Origin of the sequence: Kribbella sp. NBC_01505 (assembly GCF_045040285.1) — a bacterium.
Classification (GTDB): Bacteria; Actinomycetota; Actinomycetes; order Propionibacteriales; family Kribbellaceae; genus Kribbella.
On record NZ_CP109425.1, the window covers coordinates 8,109,217 to 8,129,428 of the forward strand.

The window sequence follows — 20,212 nt, forward strand, 5'->3', positions numbered from 1 at the left end:
GGGTCAGTGCTCGTGGACGTGGTCGCCGTGCTGGAAGTGGCGGTGGCCGTCGTGGAGGTGATCCTGGTGGTCGCCGTGCTGGACGGTCTCGCAGCCGTCGCTGTCGCTGTGGGGGTCGGCGTGGCCGGCGTGGACCAGCGCCTCGGGGTGACGTTCGCCGCCGTGGACGTGGTCGACGTGGTCCTCGTGATCGACCGTCTCGCAGCCGTCGTTCGGCAGGTGCTCGTGGTCGGTGACGTCGATGTGCGCAGTGCTCATGCCGGTTCCCCTTCGGTACACGTTCGGGGGCGGAACGGTCCCTAGCTTGCTCCCGCGCCGTACCGGAGCACAATCACCGTCGTGTGTCGGATAGGTGTCACCCTGCGGCGGGCGAGGGCAGTTCGCCCGCCGCAGGGAGGTTTCAGGAGAGGGTGATCAGCCGCGACCCATGCGCCGGTACGGCGGTCGCGGTCCAGGACTTGTTCGCGCGGCCAAGGTTGTCATGGGCAACGAGATCGCGGACGTGCTTGCTGCCGTGGATGCCGAGCTGCTGCCAGCTCACGCGGATGTCGGCGGTCTCGGAGCCGAGGTTGTAGACGGCGACCGCCAGCTTGCCGCCGGGCAGGCGCTTCTTCCAGATCTGCAAGGTGCCATCGGTGACGCGGGTCGGGATGACGCCGGCCTGGTCTACCGCGATCACCTCGCGGTTGGTGAGGATCGCGACGGCCAACTTGTCGATGTTCTGCAAGTCGCCACCCACGTAGAGCGGTGACGACGCCATCGACCAGAACGTCATGACGGACTGGCGTTCGGTCTCGTTGATGCCGTCCTGGATACCGACGCCGGAGTTGTTGTTGATCGGCATCGAGTCGAGGTCCGGCCAGTAGTTCGGCCGGACGACGTCCAGCCACTTCGGCAGGTCTTCCCAGCGGTTGTCGACGGAGCTGGTCCAGGTCGACACGGTGTTGCAGTAGCACTCGACGTCGGTGTTGACGCGGACGCTGTTCGCCCACGGCTGCAGACCTTCACCGGCTTCGCGCGGGATCGGCCAGGCGCTCGCGGTCAGCCACATCTTGCGGCCGCTCTGGTCGATCGCCTTCGACCAGGCCTTGATGTCCGGGATGTTCTCCACCAGCACGCCGTCGACCTTGAGGAAGTCGATGCCCCAGGAGGCGAACCGCTTCGTGATCGAGTTGAAGTACGCCTGCGCGCACGGCTTGGTGAAGTCGATCTTCCAGTCGCCGCCCCACATGTTCGTCTTCACCAGCGGGTAGACGGTGATGTCCTGCGTGGTGCAGTTCGTGCCGAGGATTGGGGCGTTCTTGTCGTAGATCGCCGTCTGCAGCCCGGCGCCGCCGTACAGGCCGATCTTCAGGCCCTTGCTGTGCACGTACCGGGCGAGGCTGGCGATCCCGTTCGGGAAGCGCTCCGGATCGGCCTCGGGGATGCCGTTGGCGTCGGTGCGGAACTCCCAGTTCCAGTTGGCGTTCCAGCCGGCGTCCAGGTTGATGTTCACGTACCCGGACGACCGCAGGTTCTTCGCCATCGAGTCCGCGGCGGACTTCACGTTCGCCTCGGTCAGCCACTTGGTGCCGTAGGCGGGGTTGTTCGACGACTGCACACTCCAGCTGCTCCAGCCCATGAACGGCTTGACGCTGAAGTCACTCTTCGCCTGAGCGGGCGTGATCGCCGCGGCGAGCAGGACCGGTACGGCGGTCGCCAGCGCGACTGCGCGGCGGAGGAAACGGGACACGGGACGCCTTTCGTCACAGGGACAGCATCCCCGGTACCGTACGAGTGTTAATTCACCACGTCAAGAATGTAACGACCTGATGTTCGATCCGGTTCGCGCATGGATGGGTGACGCGTGGGCACCGGAGGGCTCTAGCGGAAACGCGGAGGAGTGATCATGAGCGTCGGAGACAAGCTGAAGAACGCTGCTGAAGCGGCCAAGGGCAAGGTCAAGGAGATGACCGGGGACGCGACCGATGATCGTGACCTGCAGGCCGAGGGCGAGATGGACCAGACGAAGGCCGACCTGAAGCAGGCCGGCGAGAAGGCCAAGGACGCCTTCAAGCACTGACGTGACAGAACGGCGCCGGTCCCACGTGGGGCCGGCGCAGTTCTATGCCTGCGCGGGGAGTTTGCCGGTGATGAGGCGCCAGGCGGTGATCGGCCAGCCGTAGAGGAACGAGGCGGCCAGTACGACGTAGCACGCGACTGTGAACCAGGACAGCGCGTGCAGTTCAGTGTGCTTGGTGAGGTTGGTCAGGCCGGTGACGATTGTGCCCCACGAGAAGGGGATTCCCCACCAGGCCATCGAGAACTTGAGCCCCTGGCTGAAGGCCCAGCCGAGCAGCACCAAGCAGATCGCACCCCAGAGCAGCGTGAACCCCATGAGCGGTACGCCGCCGACGACGGCCAGTGCCTGCAGGCCTTCGGCGTATGGCGTGGGGAGGCCGGAGTGGATGGCCTGATCGCCAAGGTTGCCGAGGGCATTGACCCCCTGGCCGAATGGTGCGATCACCATGAACAGCGCCGGCGTCGCCTGGACCGGCAGCGGGCCGTGCACGAATAGCCGGTGCAGGACGAGCGGTAGAACCACGATCGTCATCAACAGGTCGAGGCCGAACATCGCGTACAGGGTGACGACCAGCAATGCCTTGCCCTGACCGGGATCCAGGTGTTCGAGGAGCGGTTTGGCGAAGGCGGCCGAGACCATCGTGCCGGTCGGTGGCAGCAGCCAGGCCGGGCCGGCAGCCAGGATCTTCAGGTCGTGCTTGACGATCATCAGCACGGTCAGGCCGACCGCGCAGACGATGCCGATGACGGTTCCGATCGTCCACAGGACCGCGCTCAGCGTGATCGCGAGTCCATCCGGCAGGAACGTGTGGCCGACCGTGTAGGAGATCAGGCCGACCGCGAGGAACGCCAGCGAGACGCAGGCGTAGAACGGCGCGACGGCCGGGTCGAGCAGGCCGGCCCGGGCTTGATCGGTGTGCGCGAACCAATGGATGCCTCGGGCAACCACCAGGGCAAGCAACTCAAGGAACGCCAGTACGGCGACGACCCGCCAGACGTGAATGGCGCCCGGGAACTGATGGGGGAGCGCGATCCCGGCTCCCGGGATGATCGCGGTCCCCATCACCACGGCGTACCAGTTGGGGCCGAAGTTGCTGAACCGAGCCAGCCGCGGATTGCTCACCCGACCACCATAGGCAGTTGTGTACCCGAGGGTCAAATATCCAGGGCGGCGTCCAGAATGTGGCCGAGGTGCGCCGGAGTAGTGCCGGCTTTGGCCAGTACGGCGGTCCCGATCGCGGCAGCGAGCAGCGCCCCCGCAGCGGCGGCCGGGGTCCGGGTGGCGGCGATCTCGCCGGTCCCCTGGCCGCGCTCGATCGCGGAACGGAAGATCTCCTGCATCCGATCGAAGAGCTCGGTAGCGATCTCGGCAACGGCCTCGTCCGTCATGCCGACCTCGGCAACCGCGTTCACCGTCAGGCAGCCAAGCTGATGCTCGCCGACCCCAGCCAGCGTGGCGAGCGCATCACGCAACCGGGGTTTCAGGGGTCCAGGCCCTTCGAGGCTCGCGGCCAGCTCGGTCATCCGCTGCCGGCTGTAGTGCCGCAGCGCCAGCGTGAAGAGGTGGTGCTTGCTCTTGAAGGTGTTGTAGAGGCTGCCCTTGCCGATCCCGAGCTCGTCGACCAGGTTCTGCGGTGTCGTCGCGGCGAAACCCTGCCGCCAGAAGATCCCCACCGCCTGGTCGACCACCACGTCGGCATCAAAGGTCATCGGCCTGCCCATGGCGCCCAGTCTATGTCTATTCTGTACTCCGAGGTCGAGAAAGGGTGGAGTGTTGTTGATCGGCACGCACGTCGCTGTCGGTGGCGGTCTGGTGAAGGTCGGCCTGGCCGAAGCGATCGAGGTCGGCGCCGAGATCATCCAGCTGTTCGGCGGCAACCCGCGCAGCTGGGCGCCCCGAGCGGCCGATCCCGCCGCCGACGAGGCCTTCCGCGCGGCCTGCGCCGACCTGAAGCTCCCGGTCGTCGTGCACGCCCCGCACCTGATGAACCTCTGCTCACCTTCCGACCAGGTACGGCGTCGCTCCGTGGCCGGCCTCGAGACCACGATGGACCGCGCGGTCGCGATCGGCGCGCGGTCGGTCGTGCTGCACGCAGGTTCAGTCGTGGACGGCGCTCGTCGTACCGAGGTCTTGGCCGGACTGCATGACGTCGTCGCGCCGATCATCGACCGGGACGACGTCCAGCTCTTGATCGAGCCGACGGCAGGCGGTGGGCAGGCGGCGGCCGCCACGATCGACTCGACGATCGAGTACATGCTCGCGGTGAAGGACGAGCGAGTCGGACTGTGCTTCGACACCTGTCACCTGCACGCCGCCGGCGAGGACCTCTCCGATCCGCGCCTGCTCGACCGCGTCACTGTAGCCCTGGGCCCGGACCGGATCGCGCTCGTGCACGTCAACGACAGTCGGGACGCGGTCGGGTCACACCGCGACCGGCACGAGTCGTTAGGGAATGGCGCGATCGGTCTGCCCGCCCTGGAAACCTTCCTGGCGAGCTCCGCGCTCGCAGGCGTCCCGATGCTGGTCGAGACGCCGACCCACGCCCGCGATGTTGCCCTGCTCAAGGACTTCAGACAAAGGCGGAGTGCCCGGTGATCGACTTGCCGACGATCAGTGTGTTCATCTCCCGCGTGCCTTCATACGAGTAGATCGCCTCGGCGTCGGCGACGTACCGGGCGACGTTGTGTTCGAGCAGGATGCCGTTGCCGCCAAGGAGTTCGCGGGCATAGCCGACGGTCTCGCGCATCCGGACCGTGCAGAACGCCTTCGCGAGCGAGGCATGTTCGTCATCCGCACGACCTGCGTCCTGCAGCTGGGACAGCCGCGCGCACAGTGTTGCCGACGCGGTCGTGTTGGCGAGCATCCGGACCAGCAGATCCTGGACAAGCTGGAACGACGCGATCGGCCGCCCGAACTGTTCCCGCTGACCCGCATAAGCGAGCGCATGCCGATACGCACCCCGCGCGCAACCGACCGCCATCCACGCGACCCCGGCGCGGGTCATCAGCAGCACCTTCGCGGTGTCCCGGAACGAGTTGGCGCCGGCCAGCCGATTGGCTTCCGGAACCCGGACCCCCTCCAGCGTGATCTGCGCGTTCTGCACGACCCGCAGCGCCATCTTGTCTTCCATCTTGGTGGCGGTGAACCCAGGCGTGTCCTTCTCGACCACGAAGCCCTTCACCTGCCCGTCCTCGACGTCGCGCGCCCAGATCACGGTCAGATCGGCGAACGTCGCGTTGCCGATCCACTTCTTCGAACCGTCCAGTACCCAGTCGTCCCCGTCGCGCCGGGCAGTCGTCTTCAGTCCGCGAGAGGCCCCGGACCCGACGTCCGGCTCGGTCAGCCCGAACGCGCCGATCAACTCGAGCCGGGACATGGCCGGCAGCCAGCGCCCCTTCTGCTCGTCGGACCCGCACAGGTAGATCGACCCCATCGCCAGCCCACTGTGTACGCCGAAGAACGTGGCGATCGACGGATCCGCCGTACTGAGCTCCATCGCGATCAGCCCGTCCATCAGGAAGCTCCGGCCCGGGCAGTTGTACCCCTGGTACGGCGTACCGACGACGCCGAGCTCCTGCATCGCCGGAATCAGCTCGAACGGGAACTCGGCCCGGTTCCAGTACTCGTTGATGATCGGGGTGACCTGCTTGTCGCCGAAGTCCCGGACCCGGTGCAGCAGCGCCCGGTCCGCGTCGTCGAGCAGGTACTCCAGGCCGTAGAAGTCGATCGGGTCGGTGGTCATGGATCCCCTGTGCCCTTTCGGGTAACATTTCGTCAACTGGTTAACAGTATTGCTGAGGAGATGGATGGGACGGGACGTGGTGCAGGGATTGTGGGCGGACGCCCGGCCCGATCTGGACACCTCGGCGATGGAGGTGATCGGCCCGCTGAAGCGCATCCAGCGGCTCCTGGAAGAGGCGATGGAGCCGCTCTACGTGGATGCTCCGCTGACCAGCGCCGAGCTCGACATCTGCATCCGGCTCCGGCACGACACCAACCCGATGATCGCGCGTCAGCTGGCCGACCAGATGCGTCATTCGCGGGCGGCGATCAGCAAGACCTTGAATAGGCTCGAGGCACGCGGGTTCATCCGGCGTGAGCCGAGTCCGAACGACAAGCGTGCGGCGTTGATCCGGCTCACCGCGGAAGGGGAGGCCGTGACGGATCGGTTGTTCCCGCGGCAGCTGGCGCTCGAGGTCGAGCTGCTCGAAGGACTAGGTGCCGACCGTGAGCGCGTCGTCGAGGCGCTGAACCTGGTGGCGGAGTTGCTCGCCCGCGAGCGGTGACGCCGCGCACAGCTACACGTGAGCGTTGGTGACGGCGTGGTAAGCATGACGCGTGGACACGATCGTGGTGACTTCGGGCGGACAGGTCAAAGGCCGGACGGACGGCGAGGTGACCGCCTTCCTCGGGATTCCGTACGCGGCGGCGCCGGTGGGGGAGAAGGCCTTTCAGGCCCCCGAGCCGGTCAGCTGGGAAGGCGTCCGGGACGCGACCACGCTGGGCGCGACTGTGCCGCAGCCCGGCTACGAGCCGCCGTACGACGCCCTGCTGGCGAACCCGGTGATCGCCGGGCCCGACGTGCTCAACGTGAACGTGTGGACGCCCGGCGGTAGCGGTCTGCCGGTGCTGGTCTGGATTCACGGTGGCGCGTTCCGCAATGGTTCCAACGCCGTGCCTGAGTACGACGGGACGGCGTTCGCGCGCGACGGCGTGATCCTGGTCAGCGTGAACTACCGGCTGGGCATCCAGGGCTTCGGCGTGATTCCCGGTACGCCGAGCAACCGCGGACTGCTCGACCAGGTGGCGGCGCTGCGCTGGGTGCAGGAGAACATCGCGGCCTTCGGTGGCGACCCTGCACGGGTGACGATCGCCGGTGAATCGGCGGGGGCGATGAGTGTCGCGACGCTGATGTCGATCCCGGCCGCGAAGGGGCTGTTCCGGCGGGCGATCGTGCAGAGCGGTTCGGCCGGCGTGGCCGCGATCGAAGCCGATGTCGCCTCGGTGGCTCGCGAGATCGCCCGTCGGCTCGGCGTGGAGTACTCGGCTGCGGGTCTCGCGTCGGTGAGTCTCGAGGAGCTGCTGGCTGCGCAACGGGTGGTCGCGATGGAGATGCGTGCGAAGCCAGATCCGGCGCGTTGGGGCGAGAGCACGATCGCGGTCGGCGGCGGGATCATGCCGGTGATGCCGGTGATCGACAACGAACTGATCTTCGAGGTACCGGTCGATGCCATCGCGGCCGGTTCCGCGCAGGGGATCGACGTACTGGCTGGATTCACCTCCGACGAGTTCAGCTTCTTCACCGTGCCGTCGGGGTTGGCTGCGGCCGTGACTGCCGAGATGCTGCCGGTCGCGCTTGCGGGGATGGGCGTTCCGCCGGCGGTCACCGCGGCGTACGTGGCTGGGCGTTCGTCGCAGTCGCCTGGTGAGATTCTCTCGGCGGTCGTCACGGACTCGACCTTCACCGTTCCGACGATGCGGCTCGCAGCGGCGCAGGCCCCGCACGGAACGCCGTACCTGTATGAGTTCGCGTGGAAGTCGCCGCTCGAAGGGCTCGGTGCGTGTCACTCGTTGGAGCTTGCGTTCATGTTCGACAACCTCGCCACCGCGAAGTCACCCTTGTACGGCGGCGTCGCGCCGCAGGAGTTGGCCGACGACATGCACCGGGTCTGGGTCACATTCGCCACGACCGGCGACCCGGGCTGGCCGGCGTACGAGGCCTCGACCCGTGCGGTGATGACCTTCGATCATCCGACCTCCGGTGTGAAGTCGGCGCCGCGGGCGGCCGAGCTTGCGGCCTGGGGTGTCTGAGATGTCTTTGGAGACAGCCGATTGGCGGCGGCGGGTGTTCGCGCTGTACGAAACCGTGCGCGCACAGGAGGATCCGGCACAGGCGCACAAGGTCTGGCAGACCGGCCGGGACGAGCTGCTGAAGACGCATGCTGCTTCGCCGGTTGAGGAGCGCGCGACGTACGACGGTCCGGAGATCGGTGCCTACCGCCCCGAACTGCGGTTCGACGTCGCCATCGACACCTCGGTGGAGCCTGTGCGCTGGGAGGTGCCTTCGGCAACGGACGGCGTGATCCCGTTCAGCCGGCTGGGCGTTGTGCACCTGCCGGAGGTCGGCGATCTCGACGTGTGGTGGCTCGAGTCGTACGGCGGCGGTCTGTTCGTACCGGTGAAGGACGCGCTCGCCGGCACCCGCACGTACGGCGGCGGCCGCTACCTGATCGACACGGTCAAAGGCGCCGACCTCGGGGGCGACTTCCGCGCCGGCCGACTGGTCATCGACCTGAACTTCGCCTACAACCCGTCCTGCGCCTACAGCCCGCGCTGGACCTGCCCGCTCGCGCCGAAGACCAACACCGTCGCCGTCGGCCTACCGGTCGGCGAGCTCACACCTCAGCTCTAGAACGCGGCACCCGGACCTTCGTGAACTGCAGATTCCCGGCGGGCATCATCCACGTCATCACCGACACCGCCAGCCGGCCGGCCAGTACGGCGGGATCACGCTCGGCGTGCGCCCGCGCCGTACCGGCGTCCACCGACCAGATCGAGAAGCCGCGGTACTGCGGGTCGTCTTGATCCATGAACGGGCCACGCGCCAGGATGATCCCCTGCTCCTGCAGGTCGGCGCCGTGGGCAAGATGCCGATCCTGAAGCTCACCGGCCTCGTCCTCGCTCATCACCGGGGCGTCCGGCCGCAGCATCAGCATCGTCACCGTGTACCGGTCGAAGTCCATTCGCCGACGGTACGCCGTACTGGTGGGCGAATGGGAGTGGGTACTACGGAAGCAGCGGAAGCAGGAGCCGGCTGGGGCGGCTCGCTTGGTGAGGAGTGGTGCGAGTGAGTCAGCCACAGGTTGTGCGAACTGTGAACAAGCCGGTCGGAGTGACCGGATCATTTGTCTGTGCGTGGTCAGCGGTTGGTGGCTGTGTGGTGGTGAAGGTCGCGGGCGCGGTCGACGCCGCGACAGCACCCGCGTTCGCCGAAGAGTTGCGGCGCGTGATCACCACGAAGGCGTCGACAGTCGTCGTTGACGTCCGGCGGTTGCGCGAGCTGGATGCCGCAGGCGTCGGCGTACTGGCCGCAGCCGAGGCGCTGGCCCGAGAGCACGACGGCTGGCTACGAGTAGCAGGCAGCCAACCCTGGCTGACCGACCTACTCGAGCCACACGCAATCCCGTCCTACACCGAACTGAAACAAGCCCTCCCCACCTACCGTCCAGCCCCCTGAGCGACCCACCCACACCTGCGAGCCGATCGTCTGCCTTGCCCACGCGGTCCGAGGCCCGCTGCCGGCCGCCGGGCAGGAATCGCCAGGCAACCAACCCGGCCACCGGTTTGGGCGGCGCAAAGGTCTCAGTCGGCCGCCGTGGTCGAGTTCGTGGTGGCAGTAGGGCGCGACTCGGCCGGTGACGTCCGCTGTTGCTGAGCGCGGCTGCGGCCCTGAATCCGATGGCCGGGGCTTGCCGGCCCGGGATCGTGTGCGCGCGTGGCTGATCCGGCGCTGTGGTTGGTGATTCACAAGCGCCGGCTGCCGTTTCGAGGTGGGTTGTGGCGGTCGGGGCCGCGAACCACCAGCCGGTCGGGGTCTACGGCCCTGCTGCTGGGGTGTCGTCCGTACCCCAGGGATCGGTGTAGCCCGGCGTCAGCGAGAGAAGCCGTTCGCGGAAGGCTTCGCGGCGGGCGATGAGTGCGGGGTTGGGCTGGGTGCTGGCGGCGGGAAGCCGGGTCGGCCGTTCGTATGTCGGGTTGCTCCCGATATCGCCCCAGCTGAACCGAGCCCCGCTGACCTCGTCCACGTCGACACGAGCCCCGTTAGCAGCGGCAGTGCTGGCACTGCCCTCGTCGGCACGAGCCCTGCTGGCACCGCTGGCACCGCTGGCACCGGTTGAACCGGTACCGGCGTCGTCGGCGTGAGCTCTGCTGACGTCGTCCACGCGGGCACCGGCCCCGCCTGTAGTGGTCGCGCTGGCAGTAGGCGTGCTGGCCCCACCGGTGTGGCCGCTGGTACTAGCGGTCGCGTCGGTGTTGTGGGCAGGGGTGACCCACGCGGCCATGGCAGCAAGCGCAGCGGGATCTGGCGGTGGCGGATCGGCCCAGCTCGGCCTGGTGACGTGGACGACACCGCCGGTGATGGTGATGGTCCATTGGTTCTTATGTACCGCGCGGTGGTGCGCAGAGCACACCAGGGCGAGGTTGTTCAGGCTGGTGGGGCCGCCGTCGACCCAGTGGATGACGTGGTGGGCGTGACACATCCACGGTGGCGCTTTACACACCACGCAGCCTTTGTCGCGTTTGTTCAATGCCCGCCGGATGTAGCGGTTGACGAACCGTTGCTCGGTGCCGACATCCAGCGGCTGCGAATCCCCACCGAGCACGATCGGCAGGATCGCCGCGTCACAGGCCAGCAGCCGGACGGCGCCGGCGGACAGGTTGCCACCGAACACCAACTCACCCACCCCACCCGATCCCGTGGCGCCCGATCCGCCCGTGGCACCGCTCGCATCGGTTCCACCGTTCGCACCGGCCGCGCTGCTGTTGAAGGCGTCTGGGATGTTGGAGAGGGCGTTCTTGAGGTCGTTGAAGTCGATCGTGACAGTCAGGTGCGGAACGCCGGGGTAGTCGGGGTTGCCTGCAGCAGCATCCGAGATCCCCATCAACGCATCAGCTTGGCGCTGTTCCAGGGTCCGCGGGTCACGTTCACCGTCGATCGTTTTGTGGGGTTTGGCAAGGCTGTGGATCTGGGTCTTGACTTGTTCGCCCATGGCGCCGGGCAGGAACCCGGTGATCTTCACCCCGCCCTCGACATCTCGTAGCCGTAGTGAGCGTTGCTTGTGGGCTTCGTCTTCGGCGGGTTCGGGGCCGTCGGTGTCGAGGCGGGCGAGGACGTCGCGGCCGAACTTGGTGAGCTCACGGGTGTTGGTGTGCTCGGCAGCCCGGATCATCTCTCGTTCGGCGACGTCCAGGACCTCAACCGGCACGGTGGAGGGTGCCTTCTCCAGCGTGGACACGATGACCTTCGCCTGGTCCGGCGCCAGGACCGCCGACTCAGAGGCCTCCGCCGACTCCGACTGACCGGCAGGATCCGGCAACGCGTCCGACACGGCAGAGTACTTGGGCAGGGCCTTGGCGAAGGTGAGGTCTTTGCGGACATCAGCAGGGACGAGCCGGTAGCGCTCCGCGATCAGTTCGACGGTGTCGCGGGCGCCGAGTTCTTGGGCGGTGCCGATTTCGTCGAGGCGGCCCATGACTTGCAGTTCGAGGGTCTGGATCAGGGATTTCATGGCGTGCAGGGTGTCCAGGTTCGACAGCAGTTCACCGCCGCTCTGCATGTACACCGGGGGCATCGCCAAGATCTCCATACCCCAAAGCATAGACATGCCCACCGACAGTTTTCGAGCTTAGAACCCCTTATATACAAAGGAAGTGTGGGCTGTTTGGTGTGGGCTGGTTGCCCGCTCAACTTGCCCACACCCAACCGCAGCTAAGTCAGGTGTCGGTGGTCGTGGTGGTCGGACCTTTTCGTCACCTGTCGCCGAAGAGTTTCCGACCGGCCGCCACTTCACGGGCCCAAGCCACAGCCCGTCAGGCCGTCAGGCCGTCAGCTCCAGGCAACGGGGATCGCGGTCGCGGGGCTCGCCATCTGGCTCAGCCATCCGTTCTGCTCGCTGTGCGTTTCCATTGGCTGGTCTTGGTGGTCGGGCGGGGTGCAGACCGAAAGGACTCGGCCGGTGTCGTGGGTTTGTGGTTGTTCTCCGCGTCCGGCCGATCTGAAAGACAGCATGGCTGGCCGCCGCGGCGGCTGGGGTGGAGGGCGAGGCCGCGACCGAGGTTCCGGTTGCTTGCGGCTGACGGGCTTTGGTTGCGGTCGGGCAAGGGGAGGCCGGTGACCAACTTCCCAGTTGCCTGGGCTTCGGGCTTCTGGGCTTTGGTTGCGGTTCGGGAGGGAGGGTCGGTGACCGCGTTTCCGTCACTTGGCGTTGACGGGCTTTGGTTTCGGTTCAATCGGTGCGCCGGTCAGTAGTTGAGCCGTCCCACCGGGCGGTACCGCTCGCGACGTTCGTTAGCCGGTCGATTTTCGTCACGGGGTCCCCAAAATCCACCGGATAGCGGAGTACCTCAGCCGTCTGCTCTGCTCGCCCTGCGCCGCAGTCGGCCGGCTAGGAAAGGGCGCCGGCCGGCTTTCGTTAGGCGGCAGTTTTTCGTCACCTGGACCCGAAAGTTCCGATCAACGCTCAACAGAACAGCACCTACGGACGACTGCCCGGAACTCGACAACCGGTGGCGTTCGGCCATCGCCTTTGCAATTAACGTCCGAATGATCCGTACACGTGGCCCGCGGTTCTTTCGGACGTTGCGGAGTGATTCGAGGTGCCCACGATTGGTCGGCCGGCCGCGAAGGTTGAGCTGGACGAGCGGCCCCGGATGACGAGGTCCACGGATGATTGCTGCCGGTATTTGGCAGCAGGTCTCCGTGGACCTGTGGCTGGTCGGGGTTTCCACGGGTTTGCGGGGATCTGCTGCCGCTGAGCGGCAGTAGATCCCCGCAAAGCGTGGTTGGTGTGCCCCCGATTCGCGCCGCACCGGACAGGCCGGGCACGTCGACGGTGGCTGGTCGCCGCGGCGGCCGATTTACTGAAGCGCTAGGCGGGCGTCGCCTGGGGCTGAGGGGGATGGCGAGGCCGGTGACCACGGTCGCGGTTGCTTGAGCTTCCGGGCTATGGCTGGGCTAGGCAGGGTTGCGGTAGTCGGTAAGTTTTGGTCGCTATATAAGAAAAAGTACCGGCGAACGAACCCGCCCACCCGATCCGCCCACCAGCAACCCACCGCGGCGGATCACCTACCCGGCCTCCTCACCGCCAGCCCAGCCACAGCCCGCCAACCACAAGCAACCGAAACCGCGGTCACCGACCGCACCACCCTCCTCAGCCGAAGACCACCCCAGCCACACTGCTTCAGTAAATCCGGCCGCAGCGGCGACCAGCCACCGCGTACGCCACCGGCCGAATCCGAGCGGCCGGACGGGACGAGCACATCCGGGGAGGAGGGGTTCCTGTCCAGCCGAAGTCCTCAGCCACCGCGACCGATACCAGCTGCTCGAGTAGGCGACCCGACCGGACACGGCGGCTCGATCAGCAAGCGCGCACCGAGCATCCGGCGCACCTGCCGCGATATCGCAACAGTCACGGGGTCCCCAAAATCCACCGGATAGCGCGTCGCCACTCCGCCCGCATCGGCGCGGCCAGCCGAGACGACGCGTCGTGGGCCTGGTCTGCCTCTCTCGCGGACCGCCACCACTGACCAACCTCCGCGGCATCCACCTCGCCACGCTCAACCGCCGCCCGAAAGCCTTTGCTGGAGTGAGTTGGTCAGTGGCGCAGGTCCGCGCTCGCCATCCAATTCAGCCACCGGCCTGGCTCGCCGCGACCGGCCGATCTGAAAGAGGGCACGGCCGGGCGCCGCGGTGGCCGAGGTGGATCGCGATGCCGCCGACGGACGGGTCGGCGTACTGGGGCTCGGTTGTTGAGGTTCGGAACAGCGTTTGGTCGGCAACTTTCGACTGAGAAGAAGGTTGCCGACCAGGCGCTACGACAGGGCGTCCGTCAGAAGCGAGACCAGGGCTTCGAGCTGGACGTCGGCGGAGGAGCCGGTCTCCTCGTCGGAGCCGTCGAGGGCGATGGCGGCCAGGCCGGCTTTGGAGTCGATCAGGTCGGCGATGCGGGTGTCGATGGTCTGCGCGGCGATGATGCGCCACGCGGTGACCGGCATCTCCTGGCCGATCCGGTGCACTCGGTCGATCGCCTGGGTCTGCTCGGCGTTCGTCCAGGAGAGCTCGGCCAGCACGACGTTGGACGCGACCTGCAGGTTGAGGCCGACGCCGGCCGCGAGCAGGGAGCAGACCGCGATCGAGACGTCCGGGTCGTTGGTGAACGCGTCGATGTTCTTCTGGCGCTTGGTCGACGTCTGGTCACCGCGGATCGACGCGAACTTGATGCCGCGTTCGGCGAACAGCTCTTCGGCGGTGTCCATGGCCTCGATGTGGCGGGCGAAGAAGACGACCTTGCCGACGCTCTGGGCGAGCTGTGCGGCGTAGTCGGCGGCCAGGCCGGCCTTCGCCAGACCGATCCGGCGAACCAGTGAGAACACGTTCTCGCCGGTCTTCTTGTTATCCATCTCCTGGCGTTCCCAGCCGGCCACGCGGCGGACGAGCTCGTGGTCGATGCCCTCGACGGTGACGCCGGAGGTCCGGGTCTCGAGCGCGGTGTGGTACCTGGCGACCAGGCGCTCGGCCAGCTCCCGCTCGGCCGCGTGGATGGAACGTCCGACCGCGCCGTCGAGCTCGACGGGCAGGTCGGCGATCCGGCGGGCCGGAATGTCGGCGGCGACGTCGACCTTGCGGCGGCGGACGATGCCCATGTTGATCACGGCCGACCGGGCGGCGGCGTAGAAGCCGGGGTCGGCGGGGACGAGCTCGGTGTCCTCGAGCGACTCCATCAGGTCCGCGCGCGGACCCTTCTCGTCGATCCAGCCGAGGAACTGCCAGATCGCGGTGAAGTCCTCGATCGAGTTGATCAGCGGCGTTCCGGTCAGGGCCATCAGCAGCGGCCGGGTGCTGCGGGTGCGGATCCGCTCCGACAGCTCCAGGACGTTGCGGGAGCGCTGGGACTTCTTGTTCTTGATGAAGTGCGCCTCGTCGACGACCATGCCGCGGAAGCCGAGGTCGCCGAGCCAGCCGACGTGCCGGTCGAGCACCTCGTAGTTGACCACGACGATGTCGGCGAAGCCGTCGATCGAGTCGCCGTCACCGTGGATGACGGTCGCCTTCTTCTGCGGCGTCCACAGCTCGGCCTCGCGGGCCCAGTTGGTCTTGACGACGTTCGGTACGACGACGAGCAGCGGGTAGGCGTCGGCAGCCTTGGCCGCGAGCAGGGCCTGGGCGGTCTTGCCGAGACCGGGCTCGTCGGCCAGCAGGAAGCTGCGGTGACCGGCGGACGCCGAGGCGATCAGGCGGGCCTGGTGCGGCATCAGCTCCTGACCGGCGGCGATCCGCAGGTCGGCGGGCTCGGGCAACGGCATGCTCGCGGAAGGAGCGGCATACTCGAAGGAGCGGAGCAGGGGAGTGATGAGCTCCCACCCGGCGAGGCGGCGGGCGCGGACCGGCCGGGAGACCGGGGCGGCGCTGAAGTCAGGGGCCAGGAACGGGTTGGCCAGCTGCCGGGCGACGACGGTCTGCGGTACGACGCGGCGCGCGGCGGGCTCGGTCGTCGTCTCGGGCTCCGGGGCCGGCGGCTCCTCGGGAGCCTCCATCCCGGCCGCGGTCAGCATCTCGCGGCGCAGCGTGGCGGCGGACTCGGAAATGACGGTGTCCTCGGCCAGCAGCTGGAGCAGCGCGGGCTCTCGGGCGGCGGTCTTGGCCAGAATTGTGGCCACCCCGTCCAGTCGGCGCAGCTGCTCGGCCCGATACGCGTCGGTAGCCGAAGCGTCGGTGTTCACCCGAGCGCGCTCATCGCGGACGAGCAGGGCGACGACCTGGAACTTGGTCCGCGTCGACGGCTTGATCGCGGCCCGCTCGACGGCACCCTCGACCTCACGGACGGCCTTCGCCAGGACCGGGATCAGACCCTCGGCGTCCTTGGCCGGGCGGCGCTTGCGGCTGGCCGCCGTGCCACCGGACCCTCCGCTCGAGGCACCTCGGCCGCCGGAAGCTTGCTTCCGGGCGTCACCGGACTGCCGGCGGGTATCGCCGGCGTCGCGCCGGGTGTCGCCGGATTGCCGGCGGCCGGAGCCGCTGCTGGCAGCCCCGGACTGGCGCTGACCTCGTCGGGCCAAGGGTCCTCCTCTGTCGTGCCACGGACCACTGTCCACGGCGAACGCGGCACCGCGCGTCACTACGCCGGCGCGACACGTCGCACAGCGGCCCGGTGCGGGCCACCCCCAGGAGCGCGGAACCGGCGCTCCGGCCAGCGATCGAGATCGTGGATTCCGGCGGAACTGACGGCGCTGCGCCCATCACGCAGGCCGATCACCGTGCGGTTCGGCCACAGTCCGGCCGGCGACGGTAACGATCGGCCCAGACAGGCGATGCCGATGTTCGGTGTTGCCAGAATACTACGCTCGGCACCCGGTCAGGTCACCCACCCGGCCCGGGAACCTGCGCGGCGATTTCAGCTCGTCATGGATTTGAGCGATCTGGTGAGCCGGTCGGTCAGCCAGTCGAGCTCGTCCGGGGTGATCGTCAGCGGCGGCGAGAGGCGGATCGTCGAGCCGTGGGTGTCCTTGGCCAGTACGCCGTTGGCCGCCAGCTTCTCGCAGAGATCGCGGCCGGTGCCGAGGCTCGGGTCGAGGTCGAGGCCCGCCCACAGGCCGTGGACACGGAGGCCGACCAGACCGTGGGCCCGGAGCGGCTCGAGGCGGTCGCGCAGCTCCTGTTCCATCGCCAGCGCATGGGCCTGCAGGTCGCCGGGCTCGAGGAGCTTCACGACGGCCCGGCCGATGGCGGCGGCGAGCGGGTTGCCGCCGAAGGTGCTGCCGTGGGTGCCCGGCGTGATGACATCCATCACTGCACGGTCAGTGACGACGGCGGACAGCGGCATGATGCCGCCGCCGAGTGCCTTCCCGAGGATGTAGACGTCCGGTACGACGCCCGCGCGGCCGCTCGCGAAGGTCGCGCCGGCCCGGCCGAGGCCGGACTGGATCTCGTCGGCAACCATCAGCACGTTGTGCTTCGTGCAGAGGTCGCGGACCGCGGGCAGGTACTCCGCGGGCGGGACGATCACCCCGGCCTCACCTTGGACCGGCTCGATCAGTACGGCGACCGTGGTCTCGTCGATGGCCGCCTCCAGCGCGGCTGCGTCGCCGTACGGGACGGAGCGGAAGCCGGGGGTGTAGGGGCCGTAGCTGTCGTGCGCCTCGTGGTCGCCGGAGAAGCTGATGATGCTGATCGTGCGGCCGTGGAAGTTGCCGTCCGCAACGATGATGGTGGCCTCGCCGTCCGGCACACCCTTGACCAGGTAACCCCAGCGGCGCGCGAGTTTGAGCGCGGTCTCCACGGCTTCGGCGCCGGAATTCATCGGCAGGACTGCTTCTTTGCCGGCCAGTGTGGCGAGCTCGGCGACGAACGGTCCGAGCTGGTCGTGGTGGAAGGCGCGCGAGGTGAGCGTGACCCGACCGAGCTGCTCGGTGGCGGCGGCGATCAGGGCCGGGTGCCGGTGACCGAAGTTCAGGGCCGAGTAGCCGGCCAGGCAGTCGAGGTAGCGGTTGCCCTCGGTATCGGTGACCCAGACGCCCTCGGCGGTCGCGATCGTCACGGGCAGCGGGTGGTAGTTGTGCGCGCCGTACTGGTTCTCGAGGTCCATGGGATTCGTCATGTGTGGGCCTTTCGGGTCAGACCAGCAGGCTGCGGTCGAGGGGAGCGGAGGAGTCGGCGCCGAAGTCGAGGCCGGACGGCTTGGCGTCGGAGCGCACGACCAGGTCGCCGATGGCGGCGATCATCGCGCCGTTGTCGGTACAGAGTCTGGGGGCGGGAACACGGAGCGTGACACCGGCCGCTCGGCAGCGGGTCTCGGCCACCGAACGGAGGCGGGCGTTCGCCGCGACGCCGCCGACGATCAGTAGGGTGTCGATGTCATGGTCGCGGCACGCCGCGACCGCTTTGGTGACCAGAACGTCGACCACCGCCTCCTGGAACGACGCCGCAACGTCCTCCGCCCGTACCGGCGCGCCTGTGCGCTGCGCGAGCTGGACGTGCCGGGCGACCGCGGACTTGAGGCCCGAGAAGGAGAACGCGTACCGATGGCGCTCGCTCACCTTGCCCAGCAACGGCCTCGGCAGGTCCACCGCTCGGGGGTCGCCGGACTCTGCGGCCCGCTGGATCGAGGGGCCGCCCGGGTAGGGCAGGCCCAGCAGTCTGGCCACCTTGTCGAACGCCTCACCGGCCGCGTCGTCGAGCGTGTCGCCGAGGTGCACGATCGGATCGGTGGCGAGGTCGCCGAGCATCAGCAGGGACGAGTGGCCGCCGGAGACGATCAGCGCGATCGAGCGCTCGGGCAGTGGGCCGTGTTCCAGGGTGTCCGCGGCGACATGGCCGGCCACGTGATGGACGGCGTACAGGGGTTTGTTGAGCGCCAGCGCCCAGGCCTTGGCGGCGGAGACGCCGACGTGCAGCGAGCTGGCCAGGCCGGGGCCCGAGGTGACCGCGATCGCGTCGATCTGGTCGAGGCTCAGGTCGGCGTCGGTGAGGGCCTGGCGCAGGACGCCGGTGACCGACTCCAGGTGCGCGCGGGCAGCGACCTCCGGTACGACGCCGCCGTACCGGACGTGTTCGTCCATGCTCGAGGCGAGGGCCTGGCCGAGGAGGACTCCGTCGGCCACGATGCCGACGCCCGTCTCGTCGCAGGACGTCTCGAGTCCGAGGGTGATGCTCATGCCCGCAGACTATGTGACCAGGATGCTTCCTTCTGCGATCGGGTCGCAGGTAAGGTCGACGCCGATGAGCGCTGAGGTCACTCCCCAACCCGCCCCTGTCCCGAAGCGTCAACCCGCCTGGCTGGAGTCGCGGCTGGGCGGTCTGCTGCGGATCGTGATCCAGCGCGGTGTGCTGAAGCCGTTGGTGCGCTCTTTGATCCGGGTCGAGGTGGTCGGCCGTCCGGCGGTCGCCGGGCCGATGGTCGTGGTGGCGAACCACTCCAGTCACCTCGACGCCCCGCTGATGGTGACCTTCCTCCCACTCGCGCTGACCCGGCGGCTGGCGGTCGGCGCAGCTGCCGACTACTTCTTCGACAGCAAGAAGCGGGCGATTCTGACCGGTCTGGTCTTCAATGCCTTCCCGATCGACCGCGGCAAGGACCGCCCGATGCGCGGTACGTCGGGCCGGCTGCTGGACGACGGTTTCAGCCTGCTCGTGTTCCCGGAGGGAACGCGCTCCCGCGACGGCCTGATGGGTGGGTTCCAGCCCGGAGCGGCCGCGCTGTGCGTGAGCAAAGGGGTGCCCTGTCTCCCGATCGGCATCACCGGCGCATACGATGCGATGCCGCGGGGGCGGAACTGGCCGCGTCCAGGACGGCTCCCGGTCCGGTTCGCGATCGGCGCCCCGCTGACTCCCCGGCCAGGGGAGTCCGTTGCCGCGTTCGCCGCCCGGATGCAGGCTGCAGTGACCGCTCTTCACGATCAAGGAGTTCGCGATGCCGGCTGACAAGCCGTTCCGTTTCACGGTGCAGTGTTCCTCGCCGTCCGAGGTGACCGCGGCCTCGTGGACCGCGCTGGCCCGCAAGGTCGAGGACCTCGGCTACTACAGCCTGACCGTGTCCGACCACCTGGACGAGCAGATCGCGCCGATCGCCGCCCTGATGGCCGCCGCGAACGCGACCACCACGCTGCGGATCGGGTCGATGCTGTTCTGCAACGACTACCGGCACCCGGTCGTGCTCGCCAAGGAGGCGGCCACGCTGGACGCGCTCTCCGGTGGGCGGTTCGACCTCGGGCTCGGTGCGGGCTGGCTGCACACCGACTACGAGCGGGCCGGGATCCAGCTGGACCCGCCGGGCGTCCGGATCGACCGGCTCGAGGAGGCGCTCGCCGTACTGAAGGGGTTGTTCGCGGACGAGCCGTGCCACTTCGAGGGCAAGCACTACCAGGTGCGCGGTCTCCAGGGGACGCCGAAGCCGCTGCAGCGGCCCTACCCGCCGATCGTCATCGGCGGCGGGGGCAAGCGGGTGCTCTCGCTGGCCGGGCGCGAGGCCGACGTGGTCGCGATCAACATGAACATGCAGAAGGGCGTGATCGACTCGTCGGTCGGCCCGAACGCGACCATCGACGCGACCCACCAGAAGATCGCCTGGATCCGCGAGGCCGCGGGGGAGCGCTTCCCCGACCTGATCCTGCAGTCCCGGATCCACCTCGCGCTGCCCGGTTCCGACCGGACCGAGATGGCGAACAACCTCGCCGCCGGTTTCGGGCTCACGCCCGAGCAAGCACTCGGTACGCCGCACGCCCTGTTCGGCTCGGTCGACGAGATCGTCGAAGACCTGCTGGTACGGCGTGAACTGTTCGGCATCTCGTCGATCGGTATCGCGGTGGACGCGCTGGACTCGATGGCCCCTGTCGTCGCCAAACTCGCCGGCTCCTGACTGTTCTGAGAGGACTTGA

The 20,212-nt window shown here is 68.2% G+C and carries 18 protein-coding genes; 8 read left to right on the forward strand and 10 right to left on the reverse strand.

What is annotated here, in order from left to right; translation table 11 throughout:
- Nucleotides 1-3: 3 nt before the first annotated feature.
- Nucleotides 4-258, reverse strand: a complete 255-nt coding sequence (locus OG474_RS38120) for a hypothetical protein (protein ID WP_405058504.1) — start codon at nucleotides 256-258, stop codon at nucleotides 4-6.
- A 142-nt stretch (nucleotides 259-400) separates the two neighbouring features.
- A complete protein-coding gene (locus tag OG474_RS38125) occupies nucleotides 401-1,732 on the reverse strand; it encodes a glycoside hydrolase family 27 protein (RefSeq protein WP_405058505.1) in 1,332 nt (443 codons plus the stop codon).
- 156 nt (nucleotides 1,733-1,888) lie between these two features.
- On the opposite strand from OG474_RS38125, the gene OG474_RS38130 reads away from it, so the two are divergent.
- Nucleotides 1,889-2,062: a CsbD family protein gene (locus OG474_RS38130; RefSeq protein WP_405058506.1), complete on the forward strand. Its 174-nt coding sequence runs from the start codon at nucleotides 1,889-1,891 to the stop codon at nucleotides 2,060-2,062.
- A 42-nt stretch (nucleotides 2,063-2,104) separates the two neighbouring features.
- On the opposite strand, the gene OG474_RS38135 is transcribed toward OG474_RS38130, so the two are convergent.
- A complete protein-coding gene (locus OG474_RS38135) occupies nucleotides 2,105-3,184 on the reverse strand; it encodes a hypothetical protein (RefSeq protein ID WP_405058507.1) in 1,080 nt (359 codons plus the stop codon).
- A gap of 32 nt (nucleotides 3,185-3,216) precedes the next feature.
- Nucleotides 3,217-3,783: a TetR/AcrR family transcriptional regulator gene (locus OG474_RS38140; RefSeq protein ID WP_405058508.1), complete on the reverse strand. Its 567-nt coding sequence runs from the start codon at nucleotides 3,781-3,783 to the stop codon at nucleotides 3,217-3,219.
- A 52-nt stretch (nucleotides 3,784-3,835) separates the two neighbouring features.
- Between OG474_RS38140 and OG474_RS38145 the strand changes: the two genes are divergently transcribed.
- Nucleotides 3,836-4,657 carry a deoxyribonuclease IV gene (locus tag OG474_RS38145; RefSeq protein ID WP_405058509.1) on the forward strand — a complete coding sequence of 274 codons (822 nt, stop codon included), beginning with the start codon at nucleotides 3,836-3,838 and terminating at the stop codon, nucleotides 4,655-4,657.
- On the opposite strand, the gene OG474_RS38150 is transcribed toward OG474_RS38145, so the two are convergent.
- The gene (locus tag OG474_RS38150) at nucleotides 4,632-5,804 is read right to left on the reverse strand and encodes an acyl-CoA dehydrogenase family protein (RefSeq protein WP_405058510.1); all 1,173 of its coding nucleotides are present in this window, start codon (nucleotides 5,802-5,804) and stop codon (nucleotides 4,632-4,634) included. The genes OG474_RS38145 and OG474_RS38150 overlap by 26 nt on opposite strands.
- A gap of 64 nt (nucleotides 5,805-5,868) precedes the next feature.
- Between OG474_RS38150 and OG474_RS38155 the strand changes: the two genes are divergently transcribed.
- From OG474_RS38155 to OG474_RS38165, 3 genes are read left to right on the forward strand one after another with little or no spacing between them, the layout of a single operon-like run.
- On the forward strand, nucleotides 5,869-6,348 hold the full coding sequence (locus OG474_RS38155; protein ID WP_405058511.1) for a MarR family winged helix-turn-helix transcriptional regulator: 480 nt from the start codon (nucleotides 5,869-5,871) through the stop codon (nucleotides 6,346-6,348).
- A 52-nt stretch (nucleotides 6,349-6,400) separates the two neighbouring features.
- Nucleotides 6,401-7,873 (forward strand): carboxylesterase/lipase family protein, encoded by a 1,473-nt coding sequence (locus OG474_RS38160; protein WP_405058512.1) that lies wholly within the window; start codon nucleotides 6,401-6,403, stop codon nucleotides 7,871-7,873.
- A gap of 1 nt (nucleotide 7,874) precedes the next feature.
- Complete coding sequence (locus OG474_RS38165) at nucleotides 7,875-8,474, forward strand: DUF1684 domain-containing protein (RefSeq protein WP_405058513.1); 600 nt, start codon at nucleotides 7,875-7,877, stop codon at nucleotides 8,472-8,474.
- Here OG474_RS38165 and OG474_RS38170 read toward each other — a convergent pair.
- Nucleotides 8,458-8,805, reverse strand: a complete 348-nt coding sequence (locus tag OG474_RS38170; RefSeq protein WP_405058514.1) for a YciI family protein — start codon at nucleotides 8,803-8,805, stop codon at nucleotides 8,458-8,460. The genes OG474_RS38165 and OG474_RS38170 overlap by 17 nt on opposite strands.
- A gap of 104 nt (nucleotides 8,806-8,909) precedes the next feature.
- Here OG474_RS38170 and OG474_RS38175 point away from each other — a divergent pair, with 104 nt between their 5' ends.
- Nucleotides 8,910-9,299, forward strand: a complete 390-nt coding sequence (locus OG474_RS38175; RefSeq protein WP_405058515.1) for an STAS domain-containing protein — start codon at nucleotides 8,910-8,912, stop codon at nucleotides 9,297-9,299.
- A gap of 358 nt (nucleotides 9,300-9,657) precedes the next feature.
- On the opposite strand, the gene OG474_RS38180 is transcribed toward OG474_RS38175, so the two are convergent.
- The 4 genes from OG474_RS38180 to tsaD form a co-directional block, all read right to left on the reverse strand.
- Nucleotides 9,658-11,430, reverse strand: a complete 1,773-nt coding sequence (locus OG474_RS38180) for a DUF222 domain-containing protein (RefSeq protein ID WP_405058516.1) — start codon at nucleotides 11,428-11,430, stop codon at nucleotides 9,658-9,660.
- 2,224 nt (nucleotides 11,431-13,654) lie between these two features.
- Nucleotides 13,655-15,898 carry a DEAD/DEAH box helicase gene (locus OG474_RS38185; protein WP_405058517.1) on the reverse strand — a complete coding sequence of 748 codons (2,244 nt, stop codon included), beginning with the start codon at nucleotides 15,896-15,898 and terminating at the stop codon, nucleotides 13,655-13,657.
- Between the two features lie 335 nt (nucleotides 15,899-16,233).
- Nucleotides 16,234-17,436: an ornithine--oxo-acid transaminase gene (rocD, locus tag OG474_RS38190; RefSeq protein ID WP_405058518.1), complete on the reverse strand. Its 1,203-nt coding sequence runs from the start codon at nucleotides 17,434-17,436 to the stop codon at nucleotides 16,234-16,236.
- Between the two features lie 16 nt (nucleotides 17,437-17,452).
- Nucleotides 17,453-18,493, reverse strand: coding sequence for a tRNA (adenosine(37)-N6)-threonylcarbamoyltransferase complex transferase subunit TsaD (gene tsaD / locus OG474_RS38195; protein ID WP_405058519.1), 1,041 nt, complete (start codon nucleotides 18,491-18,493; stop codon nucleotides 17,453-17,455).
- 64 nt (nucleotides 18,494-18,557) lie between these two features.
- On the opposite strand from tsaD, the gene OG474_RS38200 reads away from it, so the two are divergent.
- Together OG474_RS38200 and OG474_RS38205 are read left to right on the forward strand one after the other, a co-directional pair.
- Nucleotides 18,558-19,259, forward strand: a complete 702-nt coding sequence (locus tag OG474_RS38200) for a lysophospholipid acyltransferase family protein (protein WP_405058520.1) — start codon at nucleotides 18,558-18,560, stop codon at nucleotides 19,257-19,259.
- On the forward strand, nucleotides 19,249-20,193 hold the full coding sequence (locus OG474_RS38205; protein WP_405058521.1) for a TIGR03621 family F420-dependent LLM class oxidoreductase: 945 nt from the start codon (nucleotides 19,249-19,251) through the stop codon (nucleotides 20,191-20,193). Before OG474_RS38200 ends, OG474_RS38205 begins: the two co-directional genes overlap by 11 nt.
- Nucleotides 20,194-20,212: the final 19 nt, after the last annotated feature.

What these genes read in the sequence shown, in the direction of transcription:
- OG474_RS38120 (WP_405058504.1), bottom strand. Translation starts at nt 258, where the DNA reads ATGAGCACTGCGCACATCGACGTCACCGACCACGAGCACCTGCCGAAC.
- OG474_RS38130 (WP_405058506.1), top strand. Translation starts at nt 1,889, where the DNA reads ATGAGCGTCGGAGACAAGCTGAAGAACGCTGCTGAAGCGGCCAAGGGC.
- OG474_RS38140 (WP_405058508.1), bottom strand. Translation starts at nt 3,783, where the DNA reads ATGGGCAGGCCGATGACCTTTGATGCCGACGTGGTGGTCGACCAGGCG.
- OG474_RS38150 (WP_405058510.1), bottom strand. Translation starts at nt 5,804, where the DNA reads ATGACCACCGACCCGATCGACTTCTACGGCCTGGAGTACCTGCTCGAC.
- OG474_RS38155 (WP_405058511.1), top strand. Translation starts at nt 5,869, where the DNA reads ATGGGACGGGACGTGGTGCAGGGATTGTGGGCGGACGCCCGGCCCGAT.
- OG474_RS38165 (WP_405058513.1), top strand. Translation starts at nt 7,875, where the DNA reads ATGTCTTTGGAGACAGCCGATTGGCGGCGGCGGGTGTTCGCGCTGTAC.
- OG474_RS38170 (WP_405058514.1), bottom strand. Translation starts at nt 8,805, where the DNA reads ATGGACTTCGACCGGTACACGGTGACGATGCTGATGCTGCGGCCGGAC.
- OG474_RS38180 (WP_405058516.1), bottom strand. Translation starts at nt 11,430, where the DNA reads ATGGAGATCTTGGCGATGCCCCCGGTGTACATGCAGAGCGGCGGTGAA.
- rocD (WP_405058518.1), bottom strand. Translation starts at nt 17,436, where the DNA reads ATGACGAATCCCATGGACCTCGAGAACCAGTACGGCGCGCACAACTAC.
- tsaD (WP_405058519.1), bottom strand. Translation starts at nt 18,493, where the DNA reads ATGAGCATCACCCTCGGACTCGAGACGTCCTGCGACGAGACGGGCGTC.
- OG474_RS38200 (WP_405058520.1), top strand. Translation starts at nt 18,558, where the DNA reads ATGAGCGCTGAGGTCACTCCCCAACCCGCCCCTGTCCCGAAGCGTCAA.
- OG474_RS38205 (WP_405058521.1), top strand. Translation starts at nt 19,249, where the DNA reads ATGCCGGCTGACAAGCCGTTCCGTTTCACGGTGCAGTGTTCCTCGCCG.